Here is a 15,158-nt window from a genome sequence, read left to right as displayed (position 1 = left end):
TTCAGGTGGCCAGATAGGCCTGCTTGGGATCGGTGGGAGTTCTGGGAAACGCCAGTTTCAGCTTCCCTTCCGCTTTCAGCGGGGCCAAATATTGTCCTCTCAATGTGGTGATCTCTCGATTGAGGAGAACGGATAGAGCACCCGAGGTCACGTATTGGTTCCGGCAAAGCTCCAAGATCACCTCTATCATTTCATCACGACTCAATTTTTTCTTAGTTCTCGGCAATTTAGCAATTGTTTCGAGTTCTTGCCTGAATGCGGGTGTCAGGGTCGCAATATCATCGACAAACGGGTGATGGAACTGGACGTGCACAATTCTTCCCTTGTCGTCTAAATTCGTAGTGTTCGGCTCCAAATTCGTAGTGCTTGGCTCCAAATTCGTAGTGCTCGGCTCTAAATTCGTAGTGTTCACGTCGCTATTCGTAGTGCTCTCAAAGACATCCTCCGCAGTCGGCAACATATGTCCGGGGATGTGATAGGTCTTGGCACGATACTGCCCGGTCGTCTCCAAAGCGCCTGATTTCTCCAAGCCATGAAGTGTTGCACTGACATCTCTGGGGTGATCGACACAAAATTGAGATAGTCTGCCATGCGTCACCGCACCTTCCGTGAAGGCCAACACCAGCGCCACTTTTTCCGTCTCGGAGAATTGCCCCCAGGGCTTCCGGTAATGGCTGGACAGGATTTGCACCGCTTGCTCCGGAAAAAGCGAAAGCATCGAGAGAGTGACGACCACTCGGGGTGAAGGTTCGTCTTTCTCTTCGAAGTAGGGGATCCGCCAATCAAATTTCTTCCACCCATCGAGGATCTTACGAATACCGAAGCCCTGACGCTCTCCTGCACCGATCATGCGAAACATATCCTGAATACTCTTATTCCGGCTATCGGATTCGCCTCCTGCCATGGCGACCGCGAAAGGCACGCGCATCAGCCCGGGATTCTTGAAACTGAAGAAGTCGGGCCGTTTCACCACTAAAACTGAAGTGGGCACGGAGTAATCTGCGTGCACCAGCGCGTTAACGAAAGCCTCCCGGACTGCGACGTGCGCCGGACTTTCGCCTTCGCGTACCCCTCCTTTCAGTAGAAATTCCGCCTTCAGATCGCTGACCAGCTTCGGATAGACCTTGCGGTAGAAGTCATAAAGATTTCCCGACCAAGCTCCGTCCGGGCAAATGCGATCCAGATAGCGGGGTTCCTCCCCAGGAGCCGCCTGTTCCTGGTAATCCACGAAATAATGCGGGAACTCGTCTCGAATTGTCGGATAGCTGCCAAACATGAGCAAGCCGGCAACGGTCAGGCCTTCTTCCCCAGATTCGCGATCTTTCCTCCAGCCGCGGATCTGCCTCAAAAAATCCAAGTCCGAAAGCGCATCGAAATTGGTTTCCGGACTGCGCACTGCGACCGACTGCCTGAAAGCGCTCAAACTTGACTTGTCCAGATCCTCCAAACCGTAGCCCTTGAGGATACGATGATCCAGGCTGTCATATTGCTGATCGGCCAGCATCCGCTTGACCTCATCATCCGTCATCCGCTGATCGGCCTCATGGCGTCGACGGTAGCTATTGCCTATCGGTGTTTTCTTGAGATAGACCGGACGTTCCTGACGCGTGGCCCGACGCACTTTGATCTCGATGACCTTCCCAGGCTCGAAAGTGTGCCGTACGATGTCAGAGTTGGTCAGAAGGTTCACGCTCACCTTATCCCGGCTGTTCGCCGTATCCACCAAGTCCTTGATGACCTTTTCAGGCTTTTTTATCCCGAGCACCTTGAAGGCGTCTTTCTTCTCCGCTACTCCAAGAAAAATACTGCCACCATCGGTATTTGCCATGGCCGAATAGCTCTCCCAGAAATCCTTCGGCAGCTCGCCCAGCCCGTCACGTCCCTGAGCCGCCTTGCACTCGATGTCATACGTCTCTTTGAGGAGGGCGAAATTTATGGGTGAATCGGTCATTATAAATATCCAGCGGGTAGGGGGCTCATCCTATCGGCTCCGTTTTACCTTCTCGATCTCCGGTCGAAAAGCCTTCTCCAGTTTAGGAAAATGCTCGACCAGCCAGTCGATCATCATCTCCCAATTCTCTTCATCATAACCGTCAACGGCTAGACTATACTTTACGCGAGACGCCTTCTTGTCGTCGAGTCGTTGCCATTCCAACTTATGGCCAAATCTGTTCTCAATAGCTTCTTTGTTTTCGTAGAATTGATCGAAGACCGCTTTGTTGGTCGCGGCATCATTGGCACTCATATAAATCTCTACTCGAATTTCCTTCTTTGAAAAAATGAGAGAATAAATCACCCCACCTAAGCCTGACCCGCAGGAAAGCCAGTGGTCTTTGCTCGGGCTGACAGTCGCATAGCGTTGCACTCCGGCAGCCTCCATCGCCTCCAGCGTTCTGGTCCAGAAGCGAGGGCGCAGCTCAAGTGATACTGCCTGCGACTTGGCAGCAGTTTTCTGCTCCTTCTTTTTCTCGGAAATGCCCACCCGAAACTCGGCTTCCTCAGGTGTCGGAATGATTTGATCGAGGGTCAAAAAGAGCTGGTTGCCCTGCTGATAGGGTGTGGCCTTAAAGCATTGCAGGCGAATCTGGTTCTCCAGTAGCCACATGGCGGTCGAGGTTACTTCGCGGCGAAAATTCGCGGACACAAAGATCAGCCGCTGGCCGACACCTTCATTTATAAGCACTTCATCGAAGTCACTCGCGCCTAGAAATTCAACGATACGCTCCCTGGCGTTTCCCTCTTCCCCATTCTGGTCAAGATAGGCTTGGTAGATTTCGGCAATCTGGGACTTTGAGAGGGAAGAACAATAGGAGGCGTATTTCAAGGCCTGCCAGACCACGTCTCTGCCCGAGTCGTCGAGCTTGTTTTCAATCACAACAAGGTCGCCTTGCTTATCCAGTGCCAATAAGTCCAACCGTTCGCGGGTTTCATCAAAGCCGTCAAATTCCTTCTGGATGATGAGCAACTCTTCCCCAAGCGATTCCGGCATCTTGGCAATCCATTCCTGTAAATGGCCACGCTCCGTGAAGCCCAGGTCAGAAAAACGCTTGGGCACAAGCTGAACAATTTCGTTGGAGGTGGCGTTGATTTGGAACATGTGGCTTTGGTGTCGTAATTTGGGGCAAATTTAAAATCCGTATTTTGCTTTACGTTGATTGAAAGCTGGTCTGCCACCCTCCAGAATTTCAGCAGCCTTTTCTTTAACATTAGGGACGTCTATGGCCCCCTGAAACTCTGGAGGCATGCTCGCTTTATCATCAGTCGCATCAAAGACGCCAATCCATTCAGCGTCACCGAATACAGGGATATTTGCGTTGTGAGTTGCGAAAATGAACTGGCGAGCGATTTTTGCCGACCGGAGCTCAGTTACAATTCTGTCTGCAATAAAAGCATTGTCTAAATTGTCTTCAGGCTGATCCATAATTAAAGGATCTTTATTTTGGAGAAGCAAGAGATGAAGAATTGCGGTGCACTGCTGGCCGGTAGAAAGTTTTCCTAGTGGGCGGTAGCTCTCCGCAGATTCGTGAGCCGTATTTAGCTCGATTGAAACCCGGTCCGGCAATTCAATCTCCTCTAGCTGTAATATTTTCTCCTGAGGCAGTCGCGATAGTGACTCAGCGACGCTCGGAGTGATACCCCAGTCTGCACTCTGAAGACTGTCTATTCCTTGCCGTATCAACTGGGCTAGCTTTACAGGAGAGAAATCGTCCACATCTTCCACCCAACGGAGACGACCAGCACCTACATTCTCCATTTGGCAATGCAATAAAAACTGAGTTACGTTCTTCCTTTCAGCTTCCGGGGCTACAGTGAGCCGCATTTTCCCTTTAAGCTTCCGATTGAGCTTCTTCAGAGAGCGGTCAAAGCGGGCGGAACGCTCCGCCCGGTTTTGGGAGAGGTCGTTCAAGATTACCTGGCGTTGTTGGGCAAGTTCAGCTTGGAGCTTCTTACGGCTCTCAATTAGTGCCTTTTTAGGACGGATCCGCTCAATATCCTTCAAAAGCTTTTGAAACTCAATGCCAACCTCTCGCCCTGATTTTCCTTCAGTAGCGGGCAGTTCTTTAAAGGTTTTTTCTAGTTCCTCCTCCTTTTGGGCGATTCCTGCTTCAACCTTTGCAATCGCTTCCTCAGTTCTTGTATGAGAGGCTTCAAAATCTGTATTCCATTGCTTAAGTATCGCCTCTGCTTTCTGCCTGATGGCATTCAGTTCCTTACGCACAGAAAGAAGCTCCGTCTTGTGAGGCAAGGACTCTATCGCATTATCGCTAAGTAAGGTCATGTCGGGCAAACTATCCTTCACAGACTCAAAGGCCATGTTGAGGTTGTGTAGTTCCTCTTCAAGCACTCGACTTGCTAACCGCTTTTCAGTTTCCAAAAGTGGAACAACTTTAAGCTTCTCCTCTATGCCGAGGCTCTTGAATTGCTTGACCTCTTCTTCAAGCTTTGGGATGCGAGCTACTTCATCTTCCAGGTCTGCTACTGCTTTCTGCGCATCCAGTAGCTTGGTTCGATTATCTCCAAGCTGCTTCAACGCCTCACGGATCTTTGCTTCATCATCAGCTTGTCCCTCCTCCAAAAAACGAGCGAGCAAGCGGCCTTGGTTTGAGGCATCTTGAGCAATCTCATAGATTTCATTTTGCCCATACAGCTCTACACCAGGCATCAATTCTTTCGGTGAAAAACTCGATGGTTTGCCTTCAGAGTCCACTACAGTAGGGTCTTCTCCATAGCGTCGAGCGATTTTGAATGTGCGTCCATTCATTTTTGAGGACCTCACCGTCAATTCGACCCGTGCCTTTGAGCGTCCCAAGTTTTCTTTGACGATGTCCAGATGCTGTTTCTTCGCAGCCTGACCTATCGGCTCAATATCCAGAGCGAATCGAAGGCTTTCCAGTAGTGTTGATTTTCCTGTCCCACGGCCACCGATGACTGCGTTTAAGTGTTCGGAAAAATTGATCTCCAGTCCATCGAGATAGCCCCCGGTCATTCTGAGCTTTTCAATTCGGGAATAGTATTTCTCTGAACGGTCACTGTTTAGCCGTACACGCGATTCAGGATCCTGAAAAGCCAGCTTGAAGGACTCGAAGCACGGACGCGTCATCTTGATTAGGCAGGAAGCTTTCTCATTGGCAAGATCACTGGGCTCGGCCACATCTTTCGCATTGATGATCCCGACGGGCAGTTCCCTGCTGTAGTTTGGATCCCGATTTAGAAGCACTTGTCGGTAGCCATTACATTCGTCATTCTTCAAATCCTCCAGGGTCGCTGGTATTTGTGCGGCCTTTAATAGTGCTTCTTGCCAGACTTGGTTGAGCTTTAGTCTTAAAATGCCACTATCGTTGGTGCAGTGCGCAGCATAGGCAAAGCCGCCAAGATCTTCGACCTTTCTGAGGATTTCCTGGCCACCATAGCGGGACGGGCGGACGCCGTTTGAAGGATCAGATAAACCTAATTCCCCAAGATAGCGGTTGAGCTGAGCCACTGACGTATCCTCAGGAAACAAACATACAAAGTGGGCCTTCTCTGTTGATGCGATCTCAAAGCCGGGAAACACAATGACGCCTTGATCGTTGAATAAGTCTCGTATCGCATCGACCGCATCGACGTTACCGTGATCCGCAAGCCCAACCACTTTTATATCATTCTCTAAAGCAGTGTTGAGGAGCTGCTGATTGTATTCAGCCTCCGTCATATCATGATCTGTGCCCCTGTATTTGATGTAGCCTGCAGGGTTCACCTGTAGGGCACATTTCCAGAATTTGGCTTTAGTATATGTCTCGGTGCTCATGCTGATTTACATTGTAAACGGTTTGTCGGAACTTACTCGATAGATACACGAATTTCCCCTTTCATCAGTTTCGGAAGCAGAGTGTCGCGTAGTTGAATGAGGGTTTCAATTTGTTGCGCGTTGGCTTTGATTTTTTCAAAGTTGGGAGCTACTAGAGCCTCAAAGTATCTAATCAATTCAGATTTATTAATCACTGAATAAGATTTAACACGATCCACTGGAACACGTTGCCTTCCCGAACTCCCAGACATGCTTCTAATTGCATAATTGCGAAACTTGGAGCTACGCGCCAAACAGTAATTAAAACATTTAGAGCCATTCGATTTTGCTCTCATCACAATGAACTCTGTTGATCCGCGGGCTAAATCTTCTCCCTTGAGATCTTGGACAAGACCTGTTTTACCATTTTCTAAGCAAGGAGTGATTTTTGCTAAAAGCGTGTCTCCCTCTCTGAAGGATGTTGCTGATAGTGACTTTTTGAAGACTCCCGCTTGCAAGTTGAGCTCATGAAGCGGAAGGCATTTCATATCAAAAAATAGATACTCTCTTTGACGATCAATTTTTTCAATCGGGTTAAGATCAACAAAGCTATCGAGACTTGTTTCTTCTAGTTCATCAACATTACCGCCAGAGTCCTTGTAGGGGTTGCCGTTTTCGTCGGGGAAGTTGAAGTCGATGAACCAGCGTTTGAAGAGGGTTTGGGCAAGGGCTTCCAAAGTCTCGTTCTGCTCCCGCAATAGTTCGATCTTGTCGTCCAGACTGTTGAGCACCGCGGCAATGGCGACCTGCTCGTTTAAATCCTCTGGATGGAGTAACTCAGTTACCTTTAATTCAGAAGATTTAATGCCTGATACCGTTGATCCTGATTCTCGTGCAGTAAGACGATACTGCATTAGCGGTGACTGTAGGCTGTATTTTAGAAAGCCATTATCCAGCTCTTCTGTTTTCCCGCGAAGAGTGATAATTCGTTGAGCCAAAGCGATTTTTCCCTTCGGTATAAAGGCAACTTCACCAAGTGGAGCTTCAGTCGTTAGAATTACATCGCCTGCTTTTGGTATACCCCGACGCATCCATGAATCATACTCAGATTCTGCAATATACTCTTCAGTCTGAAATACTCTCCCGTCTTTAACCACTTTTGCAGTTATTAAAGGGATACCATAATTAGTCTTCTTCGGGGTTTTTCCGCGGTAGTCAATGAAGTCTGAAATGACTTGATTGAGTTGTGAATTCACCCATCCATTGGGTACAAATTCGCCATCCTCGCTGAGATAAAAGCCTTCTTTTGCCTGTTCAGCCGTACTCATGAGTTGGAATCAAAATTAAGGGTGATGCCTAATTTGGAGAGCTGACTCTGAATTTCCTGATTCAATGCCTCTTCCTTCTGAATTTGAGCACCGAGCTTACTTGTAAGCTCCGCGATTTTTTCCTCGTAGGGGATACCATCGTCTTCCTCTTCAGGAATGCCCACATACCGCCCAGGGGTGAGCACGAACTTGTGCTTTTCTATATCCACAAGGCTGGCGGCTTTGCAGAACCCTTTTTCATCCGTGTAGCCATTGCCTTTACGCCAGTTGAGGTAGGCGTCGCGGATTTTCTCGATATCTTCGTCGGCAAAGGCGCGGTGGGTGCGGTCTTCCATGAAGCCCATGTTGGAGGCGTCGATGAAGAGCGTTTCTTCCTGCGTGCGGCCACGGCGCAAGAACCACAGGCAGGCAGGTATGCCCGTGTTGTAGAAGAGCTGTTTGGGCAGGGCGACGATGCAGTCCACCAGATTGGCCTTCACGAGTGCTTGACGGATTTCGCCTTCGCCGGATTGGTTGGAGGAAAGCGAGCCATTGGCCAGCACCAGGGAACAAATGCCCGTGGGCGCAGTGTGGTAGAGCATGTGCTGAATCCATCCATAATTGGCATTGCCCTTCGGCGGTGTGCCATATTGCCAACGGGCATCTCCCTGAAGCAACTCCACGCCCCATTCGTCCTGATTGAAGGGCGGGTTGGCGATGATGAAGTCTGCCTTTAAATCACGGTGCTCATTCTTCAGGAACGAGCCTTCGGGGTTCCACTTGATTCCGCTACCGTCGATACCACGGATGGCAAGGTTCATGCGTGAGAGCTTCCAGGTGGTCTGGTTACTTTCCTGACCGTAGAGCGAAATGTCATCCAGTCCGCCGCCGTGTTCTTCCACGAATTTTTCGGACATGACAAACATGCCGCCCGAGCCACAGGCGGGGTCATAGACGCGCCCCTTGTAGGGCTCGATCATTTCCACCATTAAACGGACAATCGACTTGGGGGTGTAGAACTGGCCACCTTTCTTGCCCTCGGCGTTGGCGAACTCGCCCAGAAAGTATTCATAGACGCGCCCGAGCAAGTCCTTGCTCTGCGCGGCAGCATCGCCAATCGCGGTATCCGCAATCAGGTCGATCAGGCCGCCCAGCGTGGCCTGGTCGAGATTTTCCTTGGCATAAATCTTCGGTAGCACGCCTTTAAGTGACGGGTTTTCCCGCTCGATGGCATCCATCGCCGTATCCAGCGTCTTACCGATGGTCGGCAGTTTGGAGGATCCGTGAATCGTCTCCCAGCGTGCCTCTGTCGGCACCCAGAAGACACCCGCACCCGCATAGAAGTCGCGGTCTTCAAGGTCGATGAATTCGCCATCGCCAAAGTCCGTCTCACCCGCCTTGAGCTTCTCACGATAGGCATCGAAGGCATCCGAAATGTATTTTAGGAAGATAAGCCCCAGCACGACATGCTTGTATTCAGCAGCATCAATATTCTTCCGGAGCTTATCGGCAGCTTTAAAAAGCTGCTTTTCAAATGGTTCTGAGGTCTTGGCGGTCTTCTTTTTCGCGGGCATAGGGTTATTTTTTCTTGGAGCCTGTAATACTTCTTGAATCCGGTTTGAGTTGAGATTCCCGAATTTCGAGCAGACGAAGCCCTTCACGGACAACCTCACTGGCTGAGCGGTAGCGCCCTTGCGCTACAAGCTGCTCGACGAGTTTCTCCAGTTTCGGGGTCAGGGACACATTCATTCGGGCGATAGTCACGGGTCGGTAAAAAAATGTCAAAGTCTGTTACTGAAGTTGCATACGAAATTTACGCCGATGCGCCAGAGGCCTCGGTTTTTCCGTGACTTTCATCACTGCAAGGATGAGCGGATATGGTCCGGATTTCCTTCCGGCGGCGATGGCCCAGTAAGCCGGATGGGAAGAAAAACAAGATAGGGTGTTGCCGGTTCTCAGGGTTTATATCTCCGGTTCATCTTTCGACTTGGAGCGCTTACTCTTCACGAGTTTCGCAGCGATCTCTGTTTTCCGCTCCTCAAACTCCTTGACTCGTATAGACAGATAATCCTCAAAGCCGCCCTCTTGACGCATCATTGCTTGTTCCATGGGGGTCGGTTTGTAATGCTTCATCCACTCATCGAAAAGCGGATCCTCTGGTATCTGTGGCACTTCGACATCTGTTAGGTCATTGAAAAATCCGGGTTGAGGGGGAAGCTGTGAAGTTTCCGGCTCCTCGGATTGTCCCGGTGGGGAAATTCTGTCAGCGGGAGACGAGGGAACAGCTGAGTCCTTGATTCCCTCTGGGAGGTCATGACTCTCGATTGGCGGAAGCTGGCGGGCGGAATCCCCCTTTGCCTGTTCCGTACCTGTTTTGTTGGCGGTCTTGGTGACTGGTTTGGTTTCCTCTTTAGCTGGTTGCGGATCTTCATCTGCAACGGAAGTTCCTTTCTCGGCTAGGATCGGGATCTTCTCGGCGGAGGACTTGACCTCTTCTTCGATTTCTTTAACTGAACTTGTATAATGTAATAGAATCCCTCTCTCGATGCCGCTCATTAATTTTGCCTGTTCAATCTCCTTCGCAGCCGCTTTGACCATCGCATCGCCATCCGGATCTTTGAAACGGGCAGAGATGTGAGGTCTCCGTGCGAAGGAGTAAAGTATCATTCGAGCTTGCCGTGACAGTTTTTGGTGTAGCCAATTTTTCTCACGCGCACGCCGCAGAAGAATCCTGTGAATACGGATCCGGGCTCGTAAAATGAAATTTGGGGGATTGTGGACCGGCTGCGGGTCTGGGATATGTTGGTCAAGGTAATATCTGAAAGGAAAATCGGGCCTCTTGAAATCGGCGCTCTTTCTCAGAGAATTCCGGGCAGAAAGCGTTTCATCGGTAGCGGCGATGGTTAGGAAATCGAGATATTCATTGGCAACGGCTAGTCGATGAATGCAGGCATCTGGTTCTTTGGCATACTGTGTCGTGTAAAGGTGACGAATTTTTTCCATCACGCAACGAGTCATCTCGTAGGCCATTCTTGAGTGGAAGTACTTAAATTGCCATGAGCAGCCAAATTGAGCTGCTGAGACTGCCCGTGATGTATCATCAGTATGCCCGCGGCTTGTTCCCTTGAAACCGGGGTGCACAATTTTGTCTTTTTGAAATTTGAGGACAATCGCTTCGATATGTAAGCGCACTTTGTCCGTATGTATTGCCATGGTCCTCGGTTGTGTTCCGAACGAACGTTCAAGAGTGAGGTCATAGGCTTCCTGTAGCCCGTCCAGCAAATCTCGGCGCTGGCTTTCTGGCAGGGCATGTATGAGAGCCTGCGCAGTATCTGGTGGAGACCAGATGAATCGCGTGCCGACTAACTTGCGTTGATAGCCAGTAGGACTGACGGATGTTTCTTTTGCATGTGAGTGAAGTTCTTCTACGTTCATCACGTGGCGAAAGACTGGCTCGAAATCCGTTGCTTCCATGAGCGACTTTCGTTCGCCGAGGGGATCACTTAGAAGCACATCTTTTTTGTGCCTTGCTGATTTTTGAAGCAGGTGTGCGTAAGCCTTTTTAAAGCCGGCTAGTGTGACTTTCCTCCCGATGTGCATTCTACTCTCTCTTATAGCTAATAATCCTGAAGACCGAAAGAAGAGATGTGAGCTGTCCCCATAGGCGAATCTTAATCATCTATGAATGCCCACTTCCAACTTCACGGGAATTCATAAGAATTCACTTAGTTGAAAATCATCGTCGCTGGATAGTAATCTAGCGGCGAGCTGGCTATGCAGCCAGCCAAAATAATGCGTCCCCAATATGGGACGCATTGAATCCACACCTGCTGGCGTCTCGCACCGGCGAGACTTAGCACTACCGGGATAATTCGCTTTCGACAGATTGCCGCGACCAGCGGCAATCTGCTGAAAGCTTCAAGGCGGCAGCTGACACGCCGAATTCTAACCGAAGGGGATTCGCTCTGGCGCCAATATGCGGCCAGCTCATCGGTGGCCAATCCGGCCACCGGAAACCGACAAAATCGGGCTAAAAAAGCCCGATTTTGGAGGCGAGTAGCACTTTTTGCACCAACCGAGAACGGTTGGATGCTAAAAAGTGCGCCTCGCTACTCAAGCGTCGTAGGGACTACAATTGTGGCATGAAGCCACACTCAAATGAAGCATTACGAATTAATCGAATGCAGCATGCGCTAAATCCGACAAGCTGCAACAGGCGTTGAGCTTAATGGAGCATCCGAAGGAAAGGCAGCACTCTAAATGTAGAACAAAGTGATGCAGCTTTCTGAAAGTGACGGATATTTATCCTCCCAGGAAAAAACTATTATGAAAAATCGGAAAAATTTCCAAAGTATATTTTCATGGAAGAAAATACTTATATTAAAAAAACCCTCGAAGAATGGGACATCATAAAACCCGACGTCACTAATCGCGTCACAAAAATGCTTTTGGAGTGCGCGGTGAATACGCAGCTGATGGATAATTCAGATTTACGGGAAATTCATGCAACCTTATCCGAAAAGCTTGCTGAAACCTTTACGACATCCTGGATAATAAATGCCCTCGAAATGAGTCTTAATGAGAATTCAAGCCTGATCACATTCAAAAGGGACTCCTCGAGGGAGAGGGAAAAGCCGAATTATGATCCAGAAATCGAGCAAAGGAGGTTTCTCAGGTCAAAGGCCGCACGTAACTTTGCTTACACCTTATATTGCGATCATTTGGCAGTCGTTTCTGATTTCGGTTCGTTACTTCTTGAATTTAGGCGGAATGAGATCGAGTCCATTCTCCAAGATAATCTGAAAATGAAGTTGCAACATGCATTGATCTCAGAGCTGCTATCCGAGGATGATTCAATTCCAAAGGTAATATTTTGCCAGTTAATTTGCGACCAGTTGGCGCTCTCAATGCCGTTATACTGGATCTTGAAAGTTGTAGTCAAGCAGCATACGCCCGTGATAAAGAACCGTAAGAGCGGAGGTCTTGCGCGCTGGAAATCGAAGTGATCGCATTGAGCATCATAATACCGATGGCACGATGCGCTGATGGTTAGGCTGCCACTCTCTCTGAAGTTATCTCGACGCGGATCAGTTCCATCAATTTCAGTACTCTCTGCTCGTCCACTTCAAAAACGTTAATTCGCCTCTGCCGGAGAGCCGCCCTGACGCAAATCAGGCGATATGGCCCGTCTCCCGCCAGCAAGGCATAAGATGCGAGCTGGAGGAGTTCGGCGGCCTTGGGTGGGAGCGCATATTCGCCAAGTGTGGCCTTCAAATCCGCAATGACTAATCTATTTTCAGATGTATGTCCAACTATGTCGGCGACACCGTGAAGGTGGGTTCCATGGAGAGGGACTTCTGTATCAAATTCTCTGACACCAAGATCGGCTAGTGCTCCAACAATGGCTTGGCAGGCTCCAGTGTACCTTGGGTTGAACCAAGAGCCAGTGGAGTATGCTGCGAACGCTTCGTGGAGCCTTACGCCTGCATTCAAGGAGTTTTTCATGCAGAGATCACCTGCGGAAAAGCGGTAAGTGGCAAGCGGTACGTCGACGGCAGGGGACAAGTCCGTCATTATTTGAGAATGGGAAAAACCCTTTGAAAAATCAGTCACTTTCATCTTGCGTCACTAAAGTCATAAATTATGACATTTGCAACAAGAAAGTTTTTATGAAATCTCATACAGTATCAATCAGGCTATCTGACAGCGATCTGGCTGAACTTGATCGGATTGCCGATAGGCTCTCAATTGAGCGACCGCTCATGATCAAGAGGTTTATAAAAGAGGGCTTGAAGGGCATGCTCGAATTCGAAAATTCAGGGGAACCGTTCAATTGGCCGCGAGACGGCCAGATGCGCTTAGTTGTCGACTGGGATCTGGGTTTAACTGAAGGGCAGGAGAGGAAGATCTTACAGAAAATGGTAGATGAGGCAGGTGGTTCGTTACTACCGAAGGACAAGTCTGGCAGGTGACAGTCATGCTGTGGGTCCGATTCTCGGACCTTCAGCATGCGATTTAATTTTTTTGGGTGTTAATCCACTAAACGGATTGATGGTGCCAATGCGCCTAATTCTAACCCAAAAACGAATGAAAATTAACCTACAGACGGCAGAGAAAATCTGCTCAAATTATACTCTTCCCAAGGAACTTAATACTCGGCTCCGCTGTGTGATGCGTCAAAAATCATATACAGACCAAATTGACACTTTCTCGATGGTCTTTCCCCACTCGGAAGAAACTGCGGTTCGCTGGTATCTACATCATCAGGAGATGCCTTACATGCACATTCTGGAGACCCATAATCATGGAAACACAATGTTTCTCTATGTTTGGGTTCCACGATTAAGATCTGCTGTCATACTTGAAAAACAATTTTCAACATGGGATCTATCTGCGGTTGTATCAGAGACTGCGCTTCTGGATCATATACCCAACCGTTTCTTAGAATCGAATGCTGCATGGCTTAAAAAACCAGCCTCGAAATCTCAGATGTATACGGCAGCAAGGCAATTGCTGATGCCAGTGCATAGAATTCCGAAATTAACCGCATTCAATGCTCAATTAATTATTCAAACGAGTATTCTAAAACGTCATCTGCAGTATGTATGTCGGCTGGTTGAAGAGATCATCGAAGATAGGTGATCTCGTTGGGGGTCCTCGCGCTTACGTTCCGACGCGCTTGAACCCGTTCTAAACCAATCTGGTGCCTGTTCTTTCAGGCATCTCATAAATCCTTAAGGGGTCTCTTCACCAAGAGACCCCTTTTTTATAACCCACTGTAAACATGAAAATAATATTGAATATTAATATAAAAAGACCGTCGAACGCGGTCGACCTCGTCCCTGCTTGCGATGCATCCATCTTCGAAATCGAAGAGTATACCTATGCCTTCTACGGCCCGAATCAAACTGACCCATTCCTTGTGATCGAGTCGGAGATTTTCTACCTACTCATGCAGCGTCTTGCCGGGAAAATCGTCGAATTTAATGTTTTTCGTCCTCTTTGCCTTTGTTGCGAAGAGACCGGGTTGCTCGTCATTCGGCTAACCGAAGCTGACGGATGTGTGTATCAGTTCACCGAAGGTAATGATCTCGAACTCTGCATGAATATCGAAACGCTCTACGATGAATATAATGAGCGGAACTAAGCAATCTCTCGGATTGCGTGATCTAAAATCAAAGTGCTGTCGAAGCGTGGCGTTCCTCTGAAAATGAATCGTTTCGCAGGGGATGAATTCGGAATCACCAGGGGATATTCGTTTTCGATCATGCTTAAAGACTCACCCCTGCGCCGGGGGCCTCTTCCAAAGCCCCCCAAAAAAGGCGCACTTAATCAGAACCATTCCAAAAAACAAAAAATGAAAAAATTAGACCCAAATCTTATCAATATGCAACAGAAGGCAATAGGCGTCGTGCATAATAGCCACGGTACTCTCTACTATTTTGAAGAGGGATTTGCTTATCTCCCCAAAGGCATGACGAGACCAACGTTCGCCTTTGAATCCGAGTTCTGTGAAAATTTGCTGGACTCAATTAAGAGGGAACTTCTCGACGTCCAAATTTTGACGATAGTTCGTGAAGAAATGAGTGAGGAGATAGAAACCGATTTCGAAATACGCTTCGTCTTGCGTACGGGCGTCATTTTCATGGTGACTTCTGGGAATGACGCCTATCGCATGCATCCACTCGTCGATGAGCCCAACGAGGACCCGAAATTAAGTATAGCCTCTGATGTGTGGGGAATCGCCCATGACCCGCCTTACGATCAAATGATCATTTCCGACGACGCGATCGACAGGATCTGCGAGAACTTCGGGGAGATGGAACCGTCACGAGCGTTGCGACATCTCTGGAGTGACATCCAATCCGCGATCGAAAATTCACCGTACCATGACGTGCATATCGAGCTAAGCGTTGAATCATCGACTGGTTTTTTCTCAATCGTTGAGCATCTCTGCGGCCGTGTGGCCATCTATCTTCCCGGCGAAGTGCCTCAGCGGTTCCGCGTATTCGAATAATAACTACATTAAAAGCAGACAACTAAAACTAACTAATAGGCGTCACCTCGAAAAGGTGCCGCCTTTC

13 protein-coding genes are annotated in these 15,158 nt (G+C 48.8%); 5 read left to right on the top strand and 8 right to left on the bottom strand.

Annotated elements, in window-relative coordinates:
* Nucleotide 1 precedes the first annotated feature (1 nt).
* The 7 genes from DDZ13_RS09610 to DDZ13_RS09580 form a co-directional block, all read right to left on the bottom strand.
* Nucleotides 2-1,951 carry an RNA-binding domain-containing protein gene (locus DDZ13_RS09610; protein ID WP_110131242.1) on the bottom strand — a complete coding sequence of 650 codons (1,950 nt, stop codon included), beginning with the start codon at nt 1,949-1,951 and terminating at the stop codon, nt 2-4.
* 30 nt (nt 1,952-1,981) lie between these two features.
* On the bottom strand, nt 1,982-3,097 hold the full coding sequence (locus tag DDZ13_RS09605) for a DUF4268 domain-containing protein (protein WP_110131241.1): 1,116 nt from the start codon (nt 3,095-3,097) through the stop codon (nt 1,982-1,984).
* A gap of 30 nt (nt 3,098-3,127) precedes the next feature.
* Nucleotides 3,128-5,788 (bottom strand): TrlF family AAA-like ATPase, encoded by a 2,661-nt coding sequence (locus tag DDZ13_RS09600; protein WP_110131240.1) that lies wholly within the window; start codon nt 5,786-5,788, stop codon nt 3,128-3,130.
* Nucleotides 5,789-5,820: 32 nt separating this feature from the next.
* Nucleotides 5,821-7,095, bottom strand: coding sequence for a restriction endonuclease subunit S (locus tag DDZ13_RS15340; RefSeq protein WP_146209320.1), 1,275 nt, complete (start codon nt 7,093-7,095; stop codon nt 5,821-5,823).
* A complete protein-coding gene (locus DDZ13_RS09590) occupies nt 7,092-8,648 on the bottom strand; it encodes a type I restriction-modification system subunit M (protein WP_110131239.1) in 1,557 nt (518 codons plus the stop codon). Before DDZ13_RS09590 ends, DDZ13_RS15340 begins: the two co-directional genes overlap by 4 nt.
* A 4-nt stretch (nt 8,649-8,652) precedes the next feature.
* Nucleotides 8,653-8,823, bottom strand: coding sequence for a type II toxin-antitoxin system ParD family antitoxin (locus DDZ13_RS09585; RefSeq protein WP_110131238.1), 171 nt, complete (start codon nt 8,821-8,823; stop codon nt 8,653-8,655).
* Nucleotides 8,824-9,036: 213 nt separating this feature from the next.
* Complete coding sequence (locus DDZ13_RS09580; RefSeq protein ID WP_158279868.1) at nt 9,037-10,548, bottom strand: hypothetical protein; 1,512 nt, start codon at nt 10,546-10,548, stop codon at nt 9,037-9,039.
* An 887-nt stretch (nt 10,549-11,435) separates the two neighbouring features.
* Between DDZ13_RS09580 and DDZ13_RS09575 the strand changes: the two genes are divergently transcribed.
* Complete coding sequence (locus DDZ13_RS09575) at nt 11,436-12,080, top strand: hypothetical protein (protein WP_110131236.1); 645 nt, start codon at nt 11,436-11,438, stop codon at nt 12,078-12,080.
* A 43-nt stretch (nt 12,081-12,123) separates the two neighbouring features.
* On the opposite strand, the gene DDZ13_RS09570 is transcribed toward DDZ13_RS09575, so the two are convergent.
* Complete coding sequence (locus tag DDZ13_RS09570) at nt 12,124-12,693, bottom strand: PD-(D/E)XK nuclease family protein (protein WP_110131235.1); 570 nt, start codon at nt 12,691-12,693, stop codon at nt 12,124-12,126.
* A 50-nt stretch (nt 12,694-12,743) separates the two neighbouring features.
* Between DDZ13_RS09570 and DDZ13_RS09565 the strand changes: the two genes are divergently transcribed.
* The 4 genes from DDZ13_RS09565 to DDZ13_RS09550 all read left to right on the top strand — a co-directional run bounded on the left by DDZ13_RS09565 (nt 12,744) and on the right by DDZ13_RS09550 (nt 15,091).
* Nucleotides 12,744-13,046 (top strand): hypothetical protein, encoded by a 303-nt coding sequence (locus tag DDZ13_RS09565; RefSeq protein WP_110131234.1) that lies wholly within the window; start codon nt 12,744-12,746, stop codon nt 13,044-13,046.
* A 115-nt stretch (nt 13,047-13,161) separates the two neighbouring features.
* The gene (locus DDZ13_RS09560; protein WP_146209319.1) at nt 13,162-13,716 is read left to right on the top strand and encodes a hypothetical protein; all 555 of its coding nucleotides are present in this window, start codon (nt 13,162-13,164) and stop codon (nt 13,714-13,716) included.
* A 142-nt stretch (nt 13,717-13,858) separates the two neighbouring features.
* Nucleotides 13,859-14,221, top strand: a complete 363-nt coding sequence (locus tag DDZ13_RS09555) for a hypothetical protein (RefSeq protein ID WP_110131232.1) — start codon at nt 13,859-13,861, stop codon at nt 14,219-14,221.
* Between the two features lie 63 nt (nt 14,222-14,284).
* The gene (locus tag DDZ13_RS09550) at nt 14,285-15,091 is read left to right on the top strand and encodes a hypothetical protein (protein ID WP_110131231.1); all 807 of its coding nucleotides are present in this window, start codon (nt 14,285-14,287) and stop codon (nt 15,089-15,091) included.
* Nucleotides 15,092-15,158: the final 67 nt, after the last annotated feature.

Source organism: Coraliomargarita sinensis, assembly GCF_003185655.1.
GTDB lineage: Bacteria > Verrucomicrobiota > Verrucomicrobiia > Opitutales > Coraliomargaritaceae > Coraliomargarita_B > Coraliomargarita_B sinensis.
The sequence above is the reverse complement of the archived record's forward strand: the minus strand, read 5'-3'. Positions and strand labels throughout refer to the sequence as shown.

Excerpts from the sequence above, each read along its gene's own strand:
- DDZ13_RS09610 (WP_110131242.1), bottom strand. The coding sequence starts at position 1,951 with ATGACCGATTCACCCATAAATTTCGCCCTCCTCAAAGAGACGTATGAC.
- DDZ13_RS09605 (WP_110131241.1), bottom strand. The coding sequence starts at position 3,097 with ATGTTCCAAATCAACGCCACCTCCAACGAAATTGTTCAGCTTGTGCCC.
- DDZ13_RS09600 (WP_110131240.1), bottom strand. The coding sequence starts at position 5,788 with ATGAGCACCGAGACATATACTAAAGCCAAATTCTGGAAATGTGCCCTA.
- DDZ13_RS15340 (WP_146209320.1), bottom strand. The coding sequence starts at position 7,095 with ATGAGTACGGCTGAACAGGCAAAAGAAGGCTTTTATCTCAGCGAGGAT.
- DDZ13_RS09590 (WP_110131239.1), bottom strand. The coding sequence starts at position 8,648 with ATGCCCGCGAAAAAGAAGACCGCCAAGACCTCAGAACCATTTGAAAAG.
- DDZ13_RS09585 (WP_110131238.1), bottom strand. The coding sequence starts at position 8,823 with ATGAATGTGTCCCTGACCCCGAAACTGGAGAAACTCGTCGAGCAGCTT.
- DDZ13_RS09580 (WP_158279868.1), bottom strand. The coding sequence starts at position 10,548 with ATGGAAGCAACGGATTTCGAGCCAGTCTTTCGCCACGTGATGAACGTA.
- DDZ13_RS09575 (WP_110131236.1), top strand. The coding sequence starts at position 11,436 with ATGGAAGAAAATACTTATATTAAAAAAACCCTCGAAGAATGGGACATC.
- DDZ13_RS09570 (WP_110131235.1), bottom strand. The coding sequence starts at position 12,693 with ATGAAAGTGACTGATTTTTCAAAGGGTTTTTCCCATTCTCAAATAATG.
- DDZ13_RS09565 (WP_110131234.1), top strand. The coding sequence starts at position 12,744 with ATGAAATCTCATACAGTATCAATCAGGCTATCTGACAGCGATCTGGCT.
- DDZ13_RS09560 (WP_146209319.1), top strand. The coding sequence starts at position 13,162 with ATGAAAATTAACCTACAGACGGCAGAGAAAATCTGCTCAAATTATACT.
- DDZ13_RS09555 (WP_110131232.1), top strand. The coding sequence starts at position 13,859 with ATGAAAATAATATTGAATATTAATATAAAAAGACCGTCGAACGCGGTC.
- DDZ13_RS09550 (WP_110131231.1), top strand. The coding sequence starts at position 14,285 with ATGAATCGTTTCGCAGGGGATGAATTCGGAATCACCAGGGGATATTCG.